Here is a 19,889-nt window from a genome sequence, read left to right on the forward strand (position 1 = left end):
TGCCACCGCCAGCACCCGGCACCGTCGGCATCGGCAGCCGCGTCACCTATCGCCTCAACGGCGCCGAACGCACGATCGAGATCGTCGGCGGCGACGAAGCCGACCCCGCCGCAGGCCACATCGGCTTCCAGGCCCCCTTGGCACGCGCCCTCATCGGCGCGGAAGTGGGCGAGCGCTTGGATTTCGGCGGAAAGGACGAGGCGATCGAGGTGGTGGGGGTGGGGTGAGGGGGCAGCTTCCTCCCAGTTGCGGACATTCACGCGCCGTGGTGAATTCCTCGAATGCCTGCTGATTGCATTACGACTTCCTGCGATTACAAGGCGCGCTTTGACGAGCGGCTGTGCAAGATCGTGAAGCATTGGCCGGTGGAGAAGCCCGAATGATATTGGCAATAGCCGCCGCAGCTGCAGTTTTTACAGCGTCTGATGCTCGGGCGATCAAGAGGAAGTGTCATAATCCGCCATCTTGGATCGTCGTGAAGCGAGACGGTACTTTTCGGTTCAAGCCAGCGCCGAATGGCGACTTCCGGAAGGTTGAGTGCGTTCTTGACGAGATGAAAGCAATTGCCGAAAAACGCGGCTACCGTGTCGGCTTCATCGGAAACGAAATGGCGGAACCTGAGAAACACCCGACCTCGGGGAAATGACGGGTTTGTAAACTGCGCAATCGCATAACTTTAGCCTAACTTTCCGCCGCCCCCGCCGTCAAAAAGCAGCGTTTCGCGTGACCTTCCAGTGACCTTCCGCGCCCAAACCTAGCGCCCACCAGCCCTCACCGCACCAGCACAATCCGCGCCACCAACCCGCCGCCGTCGCGATTCTCCAGCGTGATATCCCCCCCCGCATCGCGCACGATCGTGCGGGCGAGCGCCAGGCCAAGCCCGATCCCACCGGTCTCCTTGTTGCGGGAGGTTTCGATCCGGGTGAACGCGTCGAACACGTCGCCGAGGCGATCGACCGGGATGCCGGGGCCGCGGTCGCAGACGGCGATCGTCACGGTGCGCGCGTCGGCGGCGAGCGATACCTCGGCTGCCCCGGCATATTTCAACGCATTTTCGATCAGATTGCGCACCGCGCGGCGCATCAGGCCGGGGCGCAGCCGCATCGTCAGCCGCGCGCCGGCCTCGAACGCAACTTCACGGTCGAGATCGCGGAAATCCTCGACCACGGCATCGACCAAAGCGGCGAGATCGACTTCGGTCGGCGGTTCGCTCGGGCGGCCCAGCCGCGCCAGCGACAGGATGTCGTCGAGCGTCGAATTCATCTCGGCGATCGTGTCGCCCATCTTCAACCGGTCGTCGTCATCCTCGACCGACTCGATCCGCACGCGGAGAGCCGCGAGTGGCGTGCGCAAATCATGCCCGATCGCGCCGAGCATCCGGTCCTTCTCGTCGAGCATCGCGGTGACGCGCAGCCGCAGCGCGTTGAACGCCACGATCACGTCGCGCACGTCCTGCGGCCCGCGTGCTGCGACCGGTTCGACCGCCGCGCCAGGCTGAAACGCGCGCGCGGCGTTGGCGAGGCTGCGCAGCGGCTGCGAGATGCGCCGTGCCGCCCACAGCAACGGCGCGAGCGCGACGCCGTACAGGATCAACGTTTGCGCGATCAGCCGCCAGAAGATCGCCGCGTCGCTGCGCGACCACGGCAGGTTGAGGATCAGCCACTGGCCGTCGGGCCGCTCGACCGCGACCATCAGCTCGGCCCCGGCGCGCAGCAACCGCTCGACGCGCGCCTTGCTGACATAACGCAGCCTGGGGTCGTTGCGGTTGATCGGCAGCACTTGCGTCTGAATGCGTCCGACCTTGACCCCAGCGTCGTTGAGCGCCCCGCGCAACGCGCTCTCGACCTCGGGAACATGCTGCGCGCTCGGCGCAACCGGGGACGTGGCGGCAAGCTGCACCCGGCTCCAATTTCCCCCGCCGATCGGGCGGCCGGCGTCGATCCGCTCATCGGCATCGACGATCCGCGTCACGACCGGGCCAGTCGCCTGATCGAGCCGCGCCTGGCGGCGTTCCGACAAGAGTAGACTGAAGTTGATCGCTTGCGCGACGAACAAGGCGACCGCGATCAGCAGCGCCATTTGCCCCGACAGGCTGCGCGGCAACAGCCGCTCCGCGCCCCTCCTCAAAGTCGCGTGACCTCGGCGGCCAGCGTATAGCCGCCGCCCCACACCGTCTTGATCAGGTCGGGGGTCTTGGGGTCGGCCTCGATCTTGCGGCGCAGGCGGCTGACCTGATTATCGATCGCACGGTCGAACGCGGCGGCCTCGCGCCCTTGCGTCAGATCGAGCAACTGGTCGCGCGTCAGCACTTGCCGCGGGCGTGTCACCAGCGCGTGGAGCAAATTATACTCGCCGGTCGATAGCGGCACCGACACGCCCTCACGATCGACCAACGTGCGTTCGCCCGATTTGAGCACCCATCCGGCAAAGGCGAAGGATCCGCTCTCGGGCGCATGCTGGCGCGTGCCGCCGGCGGCGGCGCGGCGCAGGATCACCTTGACCCGCGCCGCCAGCTCGCGCGGCGAAAACGGCTTTACGACATAATCGTCGGCCCCCATTTCGAGCCCGACAATGCGGTCGGTCTCCTCGGTCCGCGCGGTGAGCAGGATGACCGGGGTCTCGCTCGTCTCGCGAATGTGGCGGGTGAGCGACAGGCCGTCTTCCCCCGGCATCATGATGTCGAGGATGACGAGGTCGATCGCATAGGCGGTCATTCGTGCACGGGCACCTTCGGCATCGCCCGCTTGCGTCACGCGAAACCCCTGCCGCGTCAGATATTGCGCGAGCGGCTCGCGGATCGAGCGTTCGTCATCGACGAGCAAAAGGTGTGGCGTGTCCCCCATAGCGTCCGTCTGTAGCATGGCCGCATCTTCTGAAAAGGAGGCGCGTTCCAGCGGCGAATGCCGGACGAGCAAAAGGGGGAGGCGCTCGTCCGGCGTCCGGACCCGGAAGGGGTTTACTGGCCCGGATTGGGTGCAGGCGCAGGCGCTGCCGGCGGCGCGATCGCATCGGCCGGATCAGCGCGGCGTTGCCCGGCGATCGCGCGAGCTTTGTCCTCCCATACCTTGCGTTCATCGGCCGATAGCTGGCCATCCTTGTTCGTGTCGATAAGCGCAAAGCGCCGGTCGGCCCGCGCCATAAAGTCGGCGCGCGTCATTGCGCCGTCACCGCCGCCTGCGCGCGCCATCATGCGACCGCCCGGGCCTTGTCGTTCATCGGCGGTGAGCGTGCCGTCCTTGTTGGCGTCCATCCGGTCGAAACGCGCATTGGCCTGCGCGGTCGCCTCGGCCCGCGAGATCATGCCGTCGCCATTGGTATCGGCGCGCATCATGCCCATCCCGCCGCCCTGGGCAAAGGCTGTCGTGGCCAGCACGGTGACGGCGAAGGACGCGAGGAAGGTGTAGCGCATGATCGGGACTCCGCTCGACAGGATCGGGACGACGCCCCGGTTCGCGCCCCTTATGCTACCCGACCTGTCGCGCCGCTATGCCGGTAGGCGGGACAAAGTGTCGCAAAATGTCGCAACAGTGCGCTTCCGTCACCGCGGCCCAGTGCCGGGGGCCACTGTGCCGCGTGCGCCGCGCCCACGATCATGAACTTGTACCAAGCCGCGTCCTGGACCCCGGCACAAGCCCGGGGTGACGGTGGAGCGGTGCGTGCGTTTACCCGAAGATCGCGACGCTCTGCATGCCCTGCGCGATCGGCACGCCATCGGCGTTCCACAGCATCATCGTCTGGCTCGATCCGCCGTTCACCGCGTGCTGCGATTCCGCCGAGAGCAGCCACCAGCCGTCGGTCGTCGCCGGCGTCGGGGTCAGCAGATTGACGATCCACGTCACCGAACTGAGCGGCACAAAGTCCTTGCCGAACAGCTTGAACGCGGCGGGGGGAAGCGCGTCGGCGAGCGCCAGCACCTCGACCATCGGATCAAGCCCGGCATAGTCGCGCAGCCGCGCCCAGCGCAGCCATTCGGCCTCACCCTTGGCTTCGTCCTTCAAGTCCAGAAAATTGAAATTGCCGGTAAAAAATTCGTCCGGCCCGGTGTACAACGTGGCATCGCTCACCGGTGGCGGGATATTACTGTCGAGGCGACCGGCCAGCGCGACCCGCGACGGCTGTTCGGCCATGAACACGAAGGTCGCGCGGAAACCAAGCCCCGCTTCGGACACGATATCGGCCTGGATGAACGCGGCGGTGCGCCCGCGTCGCAATTTCGTCGCGGTGACGGTGACGCTGCCCGACAGCGGCCCGATGAACGACACTTGCGCCGATCGCAGCGGGGGCAGGTCAGGTTCGATTCCCTGCGCGGCATGCAGCGCGAGCGCGCTCGACAGGCCGCCATAGGCGGTGCGGCCCTGCAGCCAGTCGGCCGGGATTTCGGCGCGAAACCCGCTTTCGACCGGCGTCGCCTTGGCCAGAATCTCGCGGATCGGGGTCACGCCGCCAGCTCCGTCAGCCGGTCACGCAATTCGCGTTTGAGCACCTTGCCGATCGCGCTGCGCGGCAATTCGTCGATCGCGTGCAACGCCGACAAACGCTGCGTCTTGCCGAGCTGCGCATTGGTCCAGTCGAGGATGTCGGGGATGGTCGCGTCCACGCCGGTATGCGGCACGTAGAAGCCGACCGGGGTCTCGCCCCATGCCTCGGACGGCACGCCGATGACGCTGCAATCCGCAACCGCGGGATGTTGCGCCAGCACCGCTTCCAGGTCGGTCGGATAGATGTTGAACCCGCCCGAGATGATCAGATCCTTCTTGCGGTCGAGCAGCGTGAGGAACCCGTCTTGGTCGAAGCGCCCGATGTCGCCGTGGCGGATGTAGCGATTGCCCTCGGCATCGAACCATTCGGCGGCCGAGGTTGCCTTGGCGCGCCCGTGATACCCCGTCATCATCGCGGGCGAGCGCCCGACGACTTCGCCGATCTCGCCTTGCGCGACTTCGGTGCCGTCCTCATCGATCAGCCGGATATCGTGCCCCTCGACCGGGCGACCGACGGTGTGGAGCTTGTCGGGAAACTGGTTGGCGACGAGCAGGCAGGTGCCGCCACCCTCGGTCATGCCGTAATATTCGACCAGCAGCCCGGGCCAGCGCGCCAGCACATCGGCTTTCAGCGCGGCGGAGAAGGGGGCGGAGGTGCAGGTCTTGAAGGCGAAGCGCGTCAGGTCGAACCGGTCGAAATCGGGCAGCGCCATCAGCCGCTGATATTGCACCGGCACCAGCATCGTGTGCGTCGCGCGGTGACGCTCGGCGAGCGTCAGATAGCCGCGTGCATCGAACTTCTTCATCAGCACCACGGTGCCGCCCCAGCCGAGCGTCGGCAGGAAGCTGACCAGCGTGGTGTTCGAATAAAGCGGCGTCGCGACCATCGTGACGGCATCGCCGAACCCGGCGGCGGCGTTGCGATTGATATGCGCCCAGCGCATCGCATGGCTTTGCACGATGCCCTTGGGCGTGCCGGTCGTGCCCGACGAATAGATGATGTTGAAGCCGTCCTCGGGCCGGATCGTGACGGGCGCGGGGGTGGCCCCGGCTGGGGCGAGCCACGGCCCGAGCGACTTCAGATGGACGAGCTTGCCCGGAATATGCTGCCCCGCCAGCGCGGTTGCCGCTTCGGCATCGATAAAGGTGATCGGCGCGGCGCAATCGGCGATCATCGCGACGATGCTGTCGGGCGTGCCCGATGGCGCGAGCGGCGTCGCCACGCATCCGGCGCGCAAAGCGCCCAGGAATACGGCGGCATAGTCGATGCTGGCTGAGGCGACGATCGCCACCGCATCGCCTTGCTGCACGCCGTCGCGTTGCAGCGCGGCGGCGATGCGGTCCATCAACGCGTCCAGACTGGCATAATCGAGCTCGCCGCTCGCGTCGGCCAAAGCGACCTTCTCGCCGCGCTCGGCGGCATGCGCCCGGATCAGGTCGGGCAGGGTGGCGAAATCGCTGTCGAGCAATTCGGCGGCAGTCGTCATGGCGGGTTTTTCCAATACCGTAGGCACGATCCGCTAGGCGAGGCAAGACCAAAATGCCATACGCGACGTTCGAAAAAGCAGCGGGGCCAACCCAATATGATCCTTTACGATTCGCCGAACCCCGCGCCCAACCCGCGTCGCGTCCGGATTTATCTCGCCGAAAAGGGCTTGAGCGTTCCGCTGCAGACGATTTCGATCCGCGACGGCGAGCATCGCGGCGACGCGTTTCTGCAGGTCAATCCGCTCGGCCAAATTCCCGCTCTGGTCATCGACGGGGCCGACGTGCTGACCGAGAGCATCGCGATTTGCCGCTTCTTTGAAACCCTGCATCCCAGCCCGCCGCTGTTCGGCAGCGGCGCGCGCGGCGTGGCCGAGGTCGATCAGTGGATCCGGCGCGTCGAATTACGGCTGATGACGCCGCTCGCGATGGTGTGGCAGCATACGCACCCGTTCACCGCGCGCGTCGTGAAGCCGCAATATACCGACTTTGGCGAAAGCCAGCGCCCGCGCGTGGTGGCGGCGATGCGCGAATGCGATACGGCGCTCGCGTCGCGCGACTGGCTCGATGGGAAAGGCTATTCGATGGCCGATATCGTGTTGCTGACGACGATCGATTTCGCTGCCTTTATCGGAATTGCGGTGCCCGAGGACGCGACTGCCCTGCGCGACTGGCACGCCCGCGCGTCCGCGCGTCCGAGTGCGCAGGCATGAGCGCCGACCTGCAGGGCGCGGTCGCGATCGTGACCGGCGGCGGCACCGGGATCGGCGCGGCGGTGGTGCGGCGGCTGGCGGCGCGCGGCGTGCGCTGCGTCGTGAATTATGCGTCGAGCAAGGAGGATGCTGAGGCGCTGGTCGCCGAAATCGGCGCGGGCGCGATCGCGGTGCAGGCCGATATCGTCGAGGATGCGGCGTGCCATGCGCTCGCCGATGCGGCGATCAACGCGTTCGGGCGGATCGATTTTCTGGTCAACAATGCCGGCCGCACCAAATTCGCCAATCACGAGGACCTCGACGCGCTCAGCGCCGACGACTTTATCGATATATACCGCCTCAACACGATCGCGCCGTTCCAGATGATCCGCGCGTGCGCCCCGGCGCTGCGTGAGCATGGCATCGGCGCAGTGGTCAATGTCGCGAGCGTCGCGGGGGTGTTCGGCCATGGCTCATCGGTCGCCTATGCCGCGTCGAAGGGCGCGCTGACGACGATGACCAAGAGTCTCGCGCGGGCACTGGCACCGTCGATCCGCGTCAATGCGGTGGCACCCGGCTATGTCGGAACGGGCTGGTTCGAGAAACGGCTGGGCGAGGCGGGGTTCGCCGCGTTGAACGCGCGGATCGCCGCCGCCACGCCAATGGGCATGGCGGCGACGCCCGACGACATTGCCGGGCCGATCGTGATGCTGCTCGATCCCGCGGCGCGGGTGATTACCGGCGAGACGATGCTGCTCGATGCCGGCGCGCATCTCGATGTCGGGCTGGCGCGGCGGCCGGGGCGCGAGCTTTAGGCGCGCGGCGTCACGCCTCTCCGGCCGCCTTGGTCTCTGGGGGCACGCGTTGCAGCACCGTCCAGCAGACGATGCCAAGTGCGATCGCGGCGAAGCTCGCGGCGAGCAGGAAGGCAGCACCTGGAAAACCGCGTTCGACCCCCGCCGCCAGCGCCTGCGTCATCACGAATGGACTGATTACCGAGGCGACGCTGCTCATGCTGCGAAGGCCGCCTTGAAGCGCACCCTGCTGCGTTGGCCCGATCCGGCGGGATAGCAGCCCCTTCAGCGCGGGCGCGACAAAGCCCTGCAACGCCGCCGGCAGCATGATCAGATAGATTTTCCAGCCGACGCTAACGAACGCAAACGCAACGAACCCGGTGATCGCGCATAGCAATCCGACGATAAGCGCGCCGCGATCGCCGATGCGTCCGATTGTCGGCGAAATGACAAAGATTTGAACGACAGCGGTGATCAGACCGACATAGGCCAGGCTCCAGCCCACTGCTCCCGGGCTCCACTGAAAGCGGATAGTCGCCCAGAACGCCCAGGTGGTCGGATAGACCATGTTGGCGAGCATCCACATCAAAGTCGCGAGCAAGAGCGGTGCGGCGTTGCCCGCTTGGAACAACGGCTTGAACGCCCCGACGATATGGGCGTTGCGCCAATGGAACGGGCGGCGATGCTCGCGCGCCAGCGATTCGGGCATCAGCGCGAGCATCACCGCGGCATTACCAAGCGCGAGCACGGCCGCGGCGATGAACGGTGCGCGGGGACCAAGCTCCGCGAGCACGCCGCCGAGCGCTGGCCCGATGATGAAGCCGATCCCGAACGCCGCATTTATATAGCCGAACGCACTGCTGCGCTTTTCGACCGGGGTCACGTCGGCGATCACCGAACTTGCCGGACCGTGGACCGCGCCCGCCGCTCCGGCGATCGCGCGCCCCAGGAACAACCATGCAAGAGTCGGCGCGACCGCCATCAGCGCATAATCCACGCCGAACGCCAGCATCGATGCGATCAGCACCGGGCGCCGCCCGAAGCGGTCGCTCAAAGTGCCGAGCACGGGGCCTGCAAAGAATTGCGCGACGGCGAAGGCGACGAGCATATAGCCCGCGATCCGTGTCGCATCGTCGATCCCCATGCGCCCCAGCCGCACGATGAGCGCGGGCAGAACCGGCAGCACGATGCCGAAGCCGATCGTGTCGATCAGCACGGCGGCCAGCACAATCGGCACGGCGCGATTCTCGAAGCGCATCACGGTCTCCCCCCAAACCCTTCCCTCGGAACGAGCGTAATCGTTTGCGGCAGAATGTGCGAGACGGTCGGGATTTGGCCTTTCGCGCAGACCCGATCTGTGCCATCGCCAGACCATACCCGATCTTCAGTTTTCGTCTTTCAGGAGAGGTTTCATGGCCACTGCGCCCGAACTCGATGTTGCAGCCAACCCGCTCGACAGCTTCCGCGCCGAAGCGCGCGCGTGGATTGCGGCCAATTTCCCGTCTTCGCTGAAAGGTCAGGATAGCAGTCTGTCGTCGCTCGAAGGGCCGACCGACTTATCGGCCGACGAAATCGCGTGGAAAACTGCAATGGGTGAAAAGGGCTGGGGCGTGCCGGGCTGGCCGGTCGCTTATGGTGGCGGCGGGCTCGACAAGGCGCAAATTCGCGTGCTGCAGGAAGAACTGGCGCGCGCCGGTGCGAGCAACCCGATCGGCGGGATGGGCATCATGATGTTCGGCCCGACGCTGCTCGAATATGGTAGCGAAGCGCAGAAGCAGGAGCATATCCCGGCGATCGCCAAGGGCGATGTGCGCTGGTGCCAGGGGTATAGCGAACCCAATGCCGGGTCGGATCTGGCGAACGTCCAGACCTTCGCCGAGGATGCGGGCGACCATTATATCGTCAATGGCCAGAAGACCTGGACCAGCGGCGGGCAATGGGCCGACAAATGTTTCGCGCTGGTGCGCACCGACAAGAGCCAGAAGCATGGCGGCATCAGCTTCCTGCTGATCGACATGACTGCGCCCGGCGTCGAGGTGAAGCCGATCCGGATGATCTCGGGGCAATCACCCTTTTGCGAGACGTTTTTCACCAATGTGAAGGTGCCCAAGGAAAATCTCGTCGGGCGCGAAGGGCAGGGCTGGGAAATCGGCACGCGGCTGTTGCAGCATGAGCGCAACAGCCTGTCGGGCGGCGGCGGTGCGTCGCGCTTGTTTGCGGGCAAGCCGATGGGCACGCTCGCCAAGGAATATCGCGGCGCGGACGAGAAGGGTCGCGTCCCCGACAGCGACCTGCGGATGCGCATCGTCCGCCACGAAATGGACAGCCGCGCGTTCGCGCTGACGCTGCGCCGCGCCGCGCTTGAGGCGAAGTCGAACCAGGGTCCGTCGGCGGCGACCTCGATCATGAAGAATGTCGGCGCGCGCATCACGCAGGACCGTGCCGAGCTTTCGGTCGAGATCATGGGCATGGCCGGGCTCGGCTGGGAAGGCGAGGGCTTCAGCGAAGACGAACTGACCCAGACGCGCACCTGGCTGTGGGGCAAGGCGGTATCGATCTATGGCGGATCGACCGAAATCCAGAACAACATCGTCTCGAAGCGCATCCTCGGGATGCTCGATCATCAATAGGTAACAAGCGCACTTTCAACCCCCTCCCGCCTTCGCGGGAGGGGTAGGGGAGGGTCTTCTTCTTCGACGCCAGAAAGAAGACGACCCTCACCGACTGCGACTAGGCCCGCGTGAAGAACGCGGACCAAGTCTTCGTAGCCTCTCCCGCGAAAGCGGGAGAGGGAGAAAGATGGAAGGTTAAGAACATGGCCGCACTGAACGACGAACAAACGATGCTGCGCGATATGGTGCGCGAATGGGCCGACAATGAATCGCCCGTTACCGCGTTCCGCAAGCTGCGCGCGGCCGCCCCGGCGGAGGGCTATGACGCTGCTGCGTGGCACGCGCTGTCCGAAATGGGGCTGCCCGGCATCGTGATCCCGGAGGCATTCGGCGGCACCGCGTTCGGCTATCTGTCGCTCGGGCTGGTGCTCGAGCAGCTTGGGCGCAACCTCGCTGCCTCGCCGCTTGCCTCGACCGCAGCGGCGGCGAGCGCGATCGTGCTCGGCGGATCGGACGCGGCCAAGGCCGAATGGCTCCCGAAGATCGCCAGCGGTGAGGTGGTCGCCACGCTCGCGATCGACGAAGGCCCGGTGCACGATCCCGCCAAGATCACCGCCAGTGTCTCCGACGGCAAGATCAGCGGCACCAAGGCGTTCGTCGCGGAAGGCGACAGCGCCGGCGTGTTCGTGGTTGCGGCGACCGACGGCCTCTATCTCGTCAGCGGTCATGCCGGCGTCACGCGCTCCTCCCGCCATATGACCGATTCGCGCAGCCACGCGCAGGTCACGTTCGATAATGCCCCCGCCGAGCGGCTCGGCGATACCAAGCTCACCGCGCAAGTGATCGATCGCGCAACCGCGATCACCTGCGCCGAAATGCTCGGCATGGCGGAGCAGGCGTTCCACACCACCAACGATTATCTGAAGACGCGCGTCCAGTTTGGCCAGCAATTGTCGACCTTCCAGGCGCTGCAGCACCGCATGGCCAAGATGTTCACCGAGCTCGAACTGATGCGCTCGGCGGTCGAAGGCGCGCTCGAAGCGATCGACGCGGGCCGCTCGGACCTTGATCAGGCGGTGAGCCTCGCCAAGGCGATTGCCAGCGACACACTGCATCTCGTCAGCCGCGAGATGATCCAGCTCCATGGCGGCATCGGCATGACCGATGAGCATGATGCGGGCTTCTATATCAAGCGCGCCCGCGTGCTGGAGACGATGTGGGGCAATGCCGCTTTCCACCGCGAACGCTTCGCGCGGCTCAACGGATATTGATCGACCGGTAAATCTCGCCGCGATGCGGCGAGGAATTCCCACTTTTCGAACAAGCGTTCTGGCCGAAACGGGAGTGTTGCCGGGGAGCAACAGGCCTTCCTATTAGCGGAAGAGGACATTGACGCGCGTGACGGGGCGCGGCATTGTTTGAATTCGATAAACCGGTACGGGGCGCAGCGACGTTCCCGGCCGCTTCGGGGAGAGTGCCGTGCTTAACCGTCTGCTGTACACCTGCGCCGCGTCTGCGCTGGCGCTCGGGGTTGCTTCACCAGCGCTCGCGCAAACCGCGCTGGCCGCTACGCCAGCGCCGACCGCGAGTTCCGAAGATTCGAACGACGACATCGTCGTCACCGCGCAGGGCCGTTCGCAGTTGCTCGCCAACGTGCCGCTCGCGGTGTCGGCGGTAACCGCGCAATCGCTCTCGCTGTCCGGTGCGAACGACATTCGCCAGCTGAGTCAGCTCGCACCATCGCTGCTCGTTTCCTCGACCGGCAACGAAGCCAATGGTTCGCCGCGTATTCGCGGTATCGGCACGGTCGGCGACAATCCCGGCCTCGAAAGCTCGGTCGCGGTGTTCATCGACGGCGTCTATCGCTCGCGCGCGGGTATCGGCCTCAACGAACTCGGTGAGATCGACCGGGTCGAAGTGCTGCGCGGGCCGCAGGGTACGCTCGGCGGGCGCAATGCCTCGGCCGGTGTCATCAACATCTTCTCGAAGAAGCCGAGCTTCACCTTCGGCGGCAATGCTGAAGCGACCTATGGCAATTACGATTTCTACCGGCTTGCCGGCGCGATCAACGTGCCGCTGACGGAGACGATCGCCGCGCGCGTTGATGCGGTCTATGTCAACCGCAAGGGCTTTTATAACGACACGACCAACAATACCGACGTCAACGATCGCAACCGCTACTTTGTCCGTGGCCAGATCCTGTATCAACCGAGCGCAGATTTCTCGTTCCGGCTGATCGGCGATTACACCCACCGCAAGGAGAAGTGCTGCGCTGCGACCTATGTCGGTAGCACGGTCAACCCGTATATCGGCAATCTCAACACCCCGGCGACGCCGCTGACCTCCGGTCTTCCCAACGGCAACAACATCATCAACGTGCTGACCGGCCTCGGCCAGCCGCTCGCCAGTTTCAATCAGGGCTATTCGCGCAATATTACGGTCACGCCGGGGCGGAGCTTCGGCGGCACGACGACCGATGGTGGTATTTCGGGCGAGGTCAATTGGAGCCTGGGCGGCGGGATCAATCTGACCTCGATCACCGCCTATCGCGACTATAAGAACGATCAGGGCTCCGACACCGACTATAGCGCGGTCGATATCCTGTACCGCGCCGCTGACGGCGGTTCGTCGCGTCAGTTCAAGACCTTCACGCAGGAATTGCGGTTGAACGGCGAGGCGTTTGACGGGAAGCTCGACTGGCTGGTCGGCGGCTTCTTCGCCAATGAAGACCTGACGGTGCACGACAATCTCAAGTTCGGTAATCAATATGGCCGCTTTGCCACCTGCCGGATCATTTCGGGCGGCGGTCTTGCCGGCTTCTATTCGCCGACGAGCCCGGGCTGTTTCGCGCCGAGTGGCGCCGCGACGATCGGCGGAGCGAGCGGGCTGAGCGGACCGGATGTGCTGGCCGGCTTCACGTTGCTCGATTCGCTCAACAATCTCGGATCGACCGACGATGTCTATCGGCAGAACAGCGTCAACTTTGCGGCGTTTACGCACAATATCATTCACATCACCGATACGCTCAATGTTACACTCGGTGGCCGCTACACGCATGAACGCAAGAAGTTCGATGCGACCTTCGGCAACAACAACAACGTCTGCACGCAGCTGCAAGCCCGCCTGACCGATGACATCACCAACCCGCTGACGACGGCAACCGGACGCGCGCTCGCCGGGTCGTTGGTCGGGCTCGGCTGCCAGGGCAATTCGACTGCCGAGTTGAACGGCGTCAGCATCAATTCGCAGCGCAGCGAAAGCCGCTTCAGCGGCACCGCGATAGTGTCGTGGAAGCCGATCGATCATTTGCTGCTCTACGCCAGCTATGCACGCGGCTATAAAGCGGGCGGGTTCAACCTCGATCGTTCGGCCTTGAAGGCACCGATCACGGCGACCGGCACGACGACCTTCGCGGCCGCAGGCGGCGCGCAATCGCTGGTCGGCAATTTGCAATTCGCGCCTGAAACGGTGAACGCTTATGAACTGGGCGCGAAATATTCGACCGGGCCGTTCTCGCTCAGCCTCGCCGCGTTCCGCCAGCAATTCAGCAATTTTCAGCTGAACACTTTCAACGGCACCGTCTTCCTGGTGCAGAGCATCAACGGTTGCTCGTCCAGCCTGGCGGGCGGCGATCGCGATCTCAGCGCAGCGACCGGCGTGTGCCCGGCAGGCGATGTCGGTTATGGCGTATTGTCGCAAGGCGTCGAGGCCGAGGCGTCGCTCGTCCCGATCCGTAACGTCCGCGTCAATCTCGGCTTCACCTATCAGTCGAGCAAGTATCGCAACGATCTGGTCGGCAGCTCGAGTGGCGCAGCGCTCGATCCGGCCCTGCGCAAATTGCCGGGCGACAATCTCTCCAACGCACCCGAAATCGTCGTGACGAGTTCGTTCGCGTGGACGCCGCGGATCGGCAATGGCGGCCTGTCGGGCCTGTTCTACATCGATAGCCGCCTGTCGGGCGATTATAATACCGGGTCCGATCTGTTCCCGCAAAAAGAGCAGGACGGTTTCGCCTTGTTCAACGCCCGCGTCGGTTTGCGCGGCAAGGATGAGCAGTGGGCGATCGAATTCTGGGGCCAGAACATCTTCAACCAGGACTATGCGCAGGTCGCCTTCAACTCGCCATTCCAGGCGGGTGCCGGCTCTGCCCCGTTCACCGATCCGCAATATCCCGGTGGACGTCAGATCTTCTCGCAATTCCTCGCCGAACCGCGGACCTATGGTGTGACGCTGCGGGGTAAGTTTTAAGCCGTAGCGGGGGAGACAATTTAGCGTAGCTAGATCGCACCCCCGCAAGGCCGGCCGGCGCGGCTCGCCGCGTCCGACGACATGGGCTTTGCCCATGTCCGGCCTTAGCCCGGCGACTTCAAAGGGCGCGCCACCACCCGGTGACGCGCCCTTTGCCGTTTGCCCCGCCCTCGCGTATCGCAGGCGACATGCCCAAACCCCAAAAGCAAACCCCCGGCCTGCCCACCCGCGACCAAATCCTCGCCTTTATCGCAAGCTCGGACGTGCCCGCCGGCAAGCGTGAGATCGCCAAGGCGTTCGGCCTGTCGGCACAGGACAAGATCCTGCTGAAAGCGCTGCTCAAGGACATGGCGGATGAGGGGTTGATCGACTCCGCGCCCGGCCGTGCCTTCCACAAAATGGGCGGCGTGCCCAAAGTGACGGTGCTGCGCATCGCCGATGTCGATGATAGCGGCACGGTGTGGGCGGTCCCTGAGCGCTGGGAGGCCGACACGCCTCCCCCGAAATTGCGCGTACGCGAGCGCAAGCGCGGTGCGCTCGGCATTGGCGACCGCGTGCTCGCACGGACCGAGGAAGCCGGCAACGGCCTGATCGCACATCCGATGAAGGTCTTGCCCAAGGGCGAGGAATTGGTGCTCGGCGTGTTGCGACAGGAAGGCGCGACGCTGTGGCTGCAAGGCGTCGAGAAGAAGGAACGCCGCGAGTTTCAGGTGTCCGATTCGGGCGAGGCCCAAGTCGGCGATCTGGTGCTGGCCGAGAAGGCTGGTCGGCCGCCGCGCATCACCGTGCGCGTCACGCAAGTGCTGGGCGATCCGTTCGCACCGCGCAGCTTCTCGCTGATCGCGATCCACAAGCTCGGGATTCCCGATGTCTTCTCAACCGACACGCTGGAAGAAGCGGTGCGCGTGGCGGCGCAGCCGTTGGGGGCGGGACGCGAAGACCTCCGCCATTTGCCCATCGTTGCGATCGATCCGGCCGATGCGCGCGATCATGACGATGCGGTGTGGGCCGCACCCGACGATGATCCCGCAAACGCGGGCGGGTGGAAGGCGATCGTCGCGATCGCTGACGTGTCCTTTTATGTCCGCCCCGGATCGAGCATCGACCGCGAGGCGCGGCGGCGCGGCAACAGCGTGTACTTCCCCGACCGCGTCGTGCCGATGCTGCCCGAAAGCCTGTCGGCGGAGATGTGTTCGCTGAAGGAGGGCGTCGATCGCGCGGCGTTGGTGTGCCATTTGCGGATCGGCAAGAATGGGACGCTCAAGTCGTGGCGTTTCACGCGCGCGGTGGTGCGGATCGCGGCGAATATTGCGTATGAGGATGCGCAGGCGATGGTGGATGCGCACTCTGCTTCCAAAACTCCCCTCCCGCTTGCGGAAGGGGTTGGGGGAGGGCCTGTCGAAATCTCGCCGTTGTCCGACAACAGCCCCTCCCCTAACCCCTCCCGCAAGCGGGAGGGGGACCTTGGCAGCGATATCCTCGCTGCCCTCTTGCCCCTCTGGTCCTGCTGGCACGCGCTCTACAAGGCGCGCACCGCGCGCGCGCCGCTCGATCTCGATTTGCCCGAGCGTCGCGTCGTGCTCGACGAAAAGGGCCGCATCCTGTCGGTCGCGCCGCGCGAGCGGCTCGATTCGATGCGTCTGATCGAGGATTATATGATCGCCGCCAATGTCGCCGCGGCGAAGGCGCTCGAGGCGAAGAAGGCGCCGGTGATGTACCGGGTGCACGAGCAGCCGAGCCGCGAGAAGTTGGTCGCGCTCAAGGACTATCTCAAGACCTTCGGGATCGAATTCGCGCTCGGCCAGGTCGTGCGCCCCAAGACCTTTAACCAGATCCTCGACACGGTGATCGACCGCGACGAGCGCCCGCAGATCATGGAGCAAGTGCTGCGCACGCAGACCCAGGCCTATTACGCGCCCGCCAATATGGGCCATTTCGGGCTCGGGCTGGGCAGTTACGGGCATTTCACCTCGCCGATCCGGCGTTATGCCGATCTGCTGGTACACCGCTCGCTGGTCGCGGCGTATGATCTCGGGGCAGGGGGCCTGAGCGAAGGCGAGGCGGCATCGATGGAGAAGATCGGCGAGAGCATCTCGATGCTCGAGCGCCGCGCGATGGAGGCCGAGCGCGACACGATCGACCGCTATGTCGCCGCGTTCCTGTCCGAAAAAATCGGCGAAGTGCTGGAAACGCGGATCACCGGCGTCACCAATTTCGGCTTCTTTGCCACGGTCGAGGGGATTGGCGGCGACGGGCTGATGCCGGTGCGCGATCTGGGCGGCGAATATTTCCGCTTCGACGAAGCCAGCCGCACGCTGATCGGCGATCAGTCGGGCATGGTCTATGCCAGCGGCCAGAAACTTCCGCTCCGGCTCGCCGAAGCCAACCCGGTATCGGGCGCGTTACGCTTCGAAATGGTCGAGGGCCGGGGGGAACGACCCGAGCGTGACGAGCGCGGCCCGAAGCGCGTGATCAAGCATCGCGGGCGTCCGGCGAACATCCGGCATCAGGGGAAGAAGCGCTAGCCGTCGCGCAATCCGGTTGGCTCACTCGGGCGTATCAACAGTCGAACTTGCGATGACTGCCTTCTCCGCCGGGGAGAAAACTCTCGAGATCGCCAAGCATGACGATCGGATCGCGCAAACGCGGGTCGTTGATCTGCTTCAGGAGATCCGCATAATCGGGATGGACTGGCAGGAACACGGCCTTGTCGCGATACTCGTCCGCGGAAAATGTGCCCCAATTGGTAAGGCGCGCGAAATATATGCCGGTGGCACCAACGCGATGCGCGAGGTCGACGGCGTCCGCCATCTCGCGATAATTGTCTGATTGCACAGTGAAGACCAGATCGAAGTGATCGATCAGTCCCTGCGCGGTCAAATCGCCGGCGAACGTCATGTTTTCGATCATCACCGGCCACGGCGCGCCGCGCCGCAGCGTTTCGTGCGTTGGCCCGGTTGCGGCATCAACGCTGATCTTGAGAACTTTCACGCGATGGTGCAGCGTCGGGAACGTGTTCCACTGATCGGGCGTGAACAACATGCCATTGGTCATGATCTGAAATTTCAGATCGGGAAATGCCTCTGGCGTCAAATCGCGCATCAACTGGCGGAAATTCTTGCTCGCAAAGGGATCGCCCGAGCCGGTGACGAAGACGGTCTTCGCATTGGCAAGCAACGGAAGAATCGCGCGCTCCTGCATTTCGGCGAACCGCGCGCGCGTGCCATCGTCGGCCGCAAAGCGCTCGACCCGGCAGCTCGGGCAGGAAAGGTTGCAGGTCCGGTCATAGGCCAGGTTGACCACTTCCGGGCCGGCCGCGATTTCGGTGACCGTGGCCGCAAGCAGATCGGCCCAATAGGACGATCGCGCGGCAAGATCGGCGGCGCGCGGCAATGCATTCGATTGAATTTTCGGGCACGCCCCCTTGTTGCAATAGCGGTAGGAGCCATCATAGACGCTCGCGCGGATCGCTTGCGCCGCTTCGCTGTTCCACACATTGCGCCAGTCGGTGGTCGTCAAATCGCCCGCCGAGGTCGCCAGCCAGCTTGCGCAGCAGAGATGGCTGGTCCGTTCAAGGACGTCCATTTGCCGGAAGGGCGTTTCGCAAATCTTCCCGGTCAACGCATATTTGGGATCTTCCGGATCGGCGAGGCCGCGGAGATAAAACAGGACGCCCTGGACCAGCGGCGATTGGCTATGGTCCGCCGCGATCGGTTCCAGACTGTCGATACTTTCCCGCAACCTGCCGCGCGATGCATCGCAAAGCGCGAGGAGCAACCGGATCGACCGCACAGTCTCGCCATCCTTTGCCAGGAGCGATACTGCGTGCAGAGCCGGCACCAGCGTCGGGTTGCTCTCCACGAAACCGGGTATCAGCTGCCAGAGCTCGGGGTGGTCCAAACCGTCGGACATGACGCTGAGCATCAGATCCACGATATGGCGCGCCAGATCGTGGTGGGCGGGAACGGTCAGATCGCTTTCGACTGTGTCGCGATACTCGTGCCCTGCGAAATCCATGACGGCCCGTTCTTTGGTCTGCGCTCAATCTCCAGATTATAGGTGAATGCCGATCAGATGCGGCGAATCTTGGATGTCACGGACGGAATTTTTGCCTATCCCGCCCGGAACGTAAGCCCGGCCTTTGCCTGCAAGCGATCCGCCAGCACTTGCCCCATCAGCGCGCCCGGCGTCCAGATACCACCTTCCCCGGCGACATCCTCGACCAGGCACAGCGCCGTCTCGGCGATCATCTTGCTGGTCGATCCATAGCCCGGATCGCGGTCGCCGGTAACGACGCAGTCGATCCGCTCGCCGGCGGCCCCTTCGCCGATGAACAGCAGGTCGTAGAAACCCGCGTCGCGTTCCTCTTTCGAGGGGCCTTCGCCGGGCTTCGGACCTTTGTCGCTGGAGAGCGGGTTCATCTTGGCGATCGCTTCGGCGGCGGCCTTGCCCATCTCGCCAAGGCCCGGCGCGACCATCATCTCGTCATAGACGAAGTCCGCGCCATAGCCGTGATCGCCCAGCAGGAAGTTGGTGCGATGGACATTCTTGGTGTTGATCGGCGCCATGATGAAGGGTGCGACCCACGCTTCGATCGTGCGGTCATATTCGGGGAGCAGGCCCTTGGGCTGGCTCGGCCCGGTGAAGCCCGGCGCCAGCGCGAACGGGTTGATTAGCAGGCCGAGCAGCGATGGGTTCTTTGCAGCGGCAGCGAGCGTCGCCTTGAGGCTGGCGGCAGTGCCACCCGAAAAGCCGCCCTGCATTTTCCGCACGCGGCCCTTCACGCGCTTCATCGGGTGGCCGAACTTCGCCTTGGCGGCATCCTGCAGCGTCAGCACGCCGAGATCGAACGGGATCGAATCGAAGCCGCAACTGAACACGATCCGCGCGCCCGATGCGCGCGCGGTTTCGTGGTGCGCGTCGATCATCTGGCGCATCCAAACGGGCTCGCCGCACAAATCGACATAGGCGGTGACGGTCTCGGCACAGGCGGCGACGAGATCGCTGCCGTAAAGCTGGTACGGCCCGACCGTGGAGATCACGACCTGCGTCCGCTCACACATCGTCCTGAGCGAAGCGGGGTCGTCGGCATTGGCGGTGACGAGCGGCGTGTCGGCGGGCCCGCCGATCAGGTCACGCACCTCCTCCAGCTTGGCGACGGACCGGCCCGCCATCGCCCAGCGCTTCGCGCCGATTTGCGTCAAATACTCCGCCACGAGCCGGCCGGTGAAGCCGGTCGCGCCGTACACGATGATGTCGAAGTCGCGCATTTCATTCCCCTCCCGCTCGCGGGAGGGGTTAGGGGAGGGCCCATCCGCGTGCGATCCCCTCGATCATGCCCTCCCAGTGCTTGTTCGGCAACAGGTCGAAATGCGCCCCGCGCATTTCTTCATCATGCCGGGGGCATGATGACCCTGTTGTCGAGCAAGCACTCCCCTCCCGCAAGCGGGAGGGGAGAAGAAAGGCTACGCCGCCTCGCTGAACTGCAAACTCGCCAGCCGTGCATATAGGCCGTTCTGGTCGACCAGGCTCCCATGCGACCCGCTTTCGACGATCCGCCCGTCGCTCATCACGATGATG

At 64.8% G+C, this 19,889-nt stretch carries 16 protein-coding genes; 8 read left to right on the forward strand and 8 right to left on the reverse strand.

Features of this window, described 5'->3' with window-relative positions; genetic code table 11:
- Both ABWP09_RS05940 and ABWP09_RS05945 read left to right on the forward strand, forming a co-directional pair.
- Nucleotides 1-227: GreA/GreB family elongation factor (locus tag ABWP09_RS05940; RefSeq protein WP_353204225.1), on the forward strand; the 227-nt coding region annotated here is incomplete at its 5' end.
- A gap of 113 nt (nt 228-340) precedes the next feature.
- Nucleotides 341-646, forward strand: a complete 306-nt coding sequence (locus ABWP09_RS05945; protein ID WP_353204226.1) for a hypothetical protein — start codon at nt 341-343, stop codon at nt 644-646.
- Between the two features lie 125 nt (nt 647-771).
- On the opposite strand, the gene ABWP09_RS05950 is transcribed toward ABWP09_RS05945, so the two are convergent.
- From ABWP09_RS05950 to ABWP09_RS05970, 5 genes are all read right to left on the reverse strand, one after another.
- A complete protein-coding gene (locus ABWP09_RS05950; RefSeq protein WP_353204242.1) occupies nt 772-2,079 on the reverse strand; it encodes a sensor histidine kinase in 1,308 nt (435 codons plus the stop codon).
- 44 nt (nt 2,080-2,123) lie between these two features.
- Nucleotides 2,124-2,843 (reverse strand): response regulator, encoded by a 720-nt coding sequence (locus ABWP09_RS05955; protein ID WP_353204243.1) that lies wholly within the window; start codon nt 2,841-2,843, stop codon nt 2,124-2,126.
- A 113-nt stretch (nt 2,844-2,956) separates the two neighbouring features.
- Nucleotides 2,957-3,409 (reverse strand): CREC-EF hand family protein, encoded by a 453-nt coding sequence (locus tag ABWP09_RS05960; RefSeq protein WP_353204227.1) that lies wholly within the window; start codon nt 3,407-3,409, stop codon nt 2,957-2,959.
- A 253-nt stretch (nt 3,410-3,662) separates the two neighbouring features.
- Nucleotides 3,663-4,439: a thioesterase family protein gene (locus tag ABWP09_RS05965; RefSeq protein WP_353204228.1), complete on the reverse strand. Its 777-nt coding sequence runs from the start codon at nt 4,437-4,439 to the stop codon at nt 3,663-3,665.
- The gene (locus ABWP09_RS05970) at nt 4,436-5,965 is read right to left on the reverse strand and encodes a class I adenylate-forming enzyme family protein (protein WP_353204229.1); all 1,530 of its coding nucleotides are present in this window, start codon (nt 5,963-5,965) and stop codon (nt 4,436-4,438) included. Before ABWP09_RS05970 ends, ABWP09_RS05965 begins: the two co-directional genes overlap by 4 nt.
- 96 nt (nt 5,966-6,061) lie before the next feature.
- Between ABWP09_RS05970 and ABWP09_RS05975 the strand changes: the two genes are divergently transcribed.
- Together ABWP09_RS05975 and ABWP09_RS05980 are read left to right on the forward strand one after the other, a co-directional pair.
- Nucleotides 6,062-6,676, forward strand: coding sequence for a glutathione S-transferase family protein (locus ABWP09_RS05975; RefSeq protein WP_353204230.1), 615 nt, complete (start codon nt 6,062-6,064; stop codon nt 6,674-6,676).
- Nucleotides 6,673-7,470 (forward strand): SDR family NAD(P)-dependent oxidoreductase, encoded by a 798-nt coding sequence (locus ABWP09_RS05980; RefSeq protein ID WP_353204231.1) that lies wholly within the window; start codon nt 6,673-6,675, stop codon nt 7,468-7,470. The genes ABWP09_RS05975 and ABWP09_RS05980 overlap by 4 nt, the downstream gene beginning before the upstream one ends.
- 10 nt (nt 7,471-7,480) lie before the next feature.
- On the opposite strand, the gene ABWP09_RS05985 is transcribed toward ABWP09_RS05980, so the two are convergent.
- On the reverse strand, nt 7,481-8,707 hold the full coding sequence (locus ABWP09_RS05985) for an MFS transporter (RefSeq protein ID WP_353204232.1): 1,227 nt from the start codon (nt 8,705-8,707) through the stop codon (nt 7,481-7,483).
- A 154-nt stretch (nt 8,708-8,861) separates the two neighbouring features.
- Between ABWP09_RS05985 and ABWP09_RS05990 the strand changes: the two genes are divergently transcribed.
- The 4 genes from ABWP09_RS05990 to ABWP09_RS06005 all read left to right on the forward strand — a co-directional run bounded on the left by ABWP09_RS05990 (nt 8,862) and on the right by ABWP09_RS06005 (nt 16,834).
- Nucleotides 8,862-10,079 (forward strand): acyl-CoA dehydrogenase family protein, encoded by a 1,218-nt coding sequence (locus ABWP09_RS05990; RefSeq protein WP_353204233.1) that lies wholly within the window; start codon nt 8,862-8,864, stop codon nt 10,077-10,079.
- Nucleotides 10,080-10,264: 185 nt separating this feature from the next.
- Nucleotides 10,265-11,332 carry an acyl-CoA dehydrogenase family protein gene (locus tag ABWP09_RS05995; protein WP_353204234.1) on the forward strand — a complete coding sequence of 356 codons (1,068 nt, stop codon included), beginning with the start codon at nt 10,265-10,267 and terminating at the stop codon, nt 11,330-11,332.
- Nucleotides 11,333-11,540: 208 nt separating this feature from the next.
- Nucleotides 11,541-14,309, forward strand: a complete 2,769-nt coding sequence (locus tag ABWP09_RS06000; RefSeq protein ID WP_353204235.1) for a TonB-dependent receptor — start codon at nt 11,541-11,543, stop codon at nt 14,307-14,309.
- Between the two features lie 188 nt (nt 14,310-14,497).
- Nucleotides 14,498-16,834: a ribonuclease R family protein gene (locus ABWP09_RS06005; RefSeq protein ID WP_353204236.1), complete on the forward strand. Its 2,337-nt coding sequence runs from the start codon at nt 14,498-14,500 to the stop codon at nt 16,832-16,834.
- Nucleotides 16,835-16,868: 34 nt separating this feature from the next.
- Here the strand turns inward: ABWP09_RS06005 and ABWP09_RS06010 are convergent, their stop codons facing one another.
- Both ABWP09_RS06010 and ABWP09_RS06015 read right to left on the reverse strand, forming a co-directional pair.
- Nucleotides 16,869-18,326 (reverse strand): radical SAM/SPASM domain-containing protein, encoded by a 1,458-nt coding sequence (locus ABWP09_RS06010; protein ID WP_353204237.1) that lies wholly within the window; start codon nt 18,324-18,326, stop codon nt 16,869-16,871.
- 95 nt (nt 18,327-18,421) lie between these two features.
- On the reverse strand, nt 18,422-19,579 hold the full coding sequence (locus tag ABWP09_RS06015; protein WP_353204238.1) for a saccharopine dehydrogenase family protein: 1,158 nt from the start codon (nt 19,577-19,579) through the stop codon (nt 18,422-18,424).
- Nucleotides 19,580-19,889: the final 310 nt, after the last annotated feature.

This window comes from Sphingomonas sp. (genome assembly GCF_040398505.1).
In the GTDB taxonomy this organism is placed as follows: Bacteria; Pseudomonadota; Alphaproteobacteria; order Sphingomonadales; family Sphingomonadaceae; genus Sphingomonas.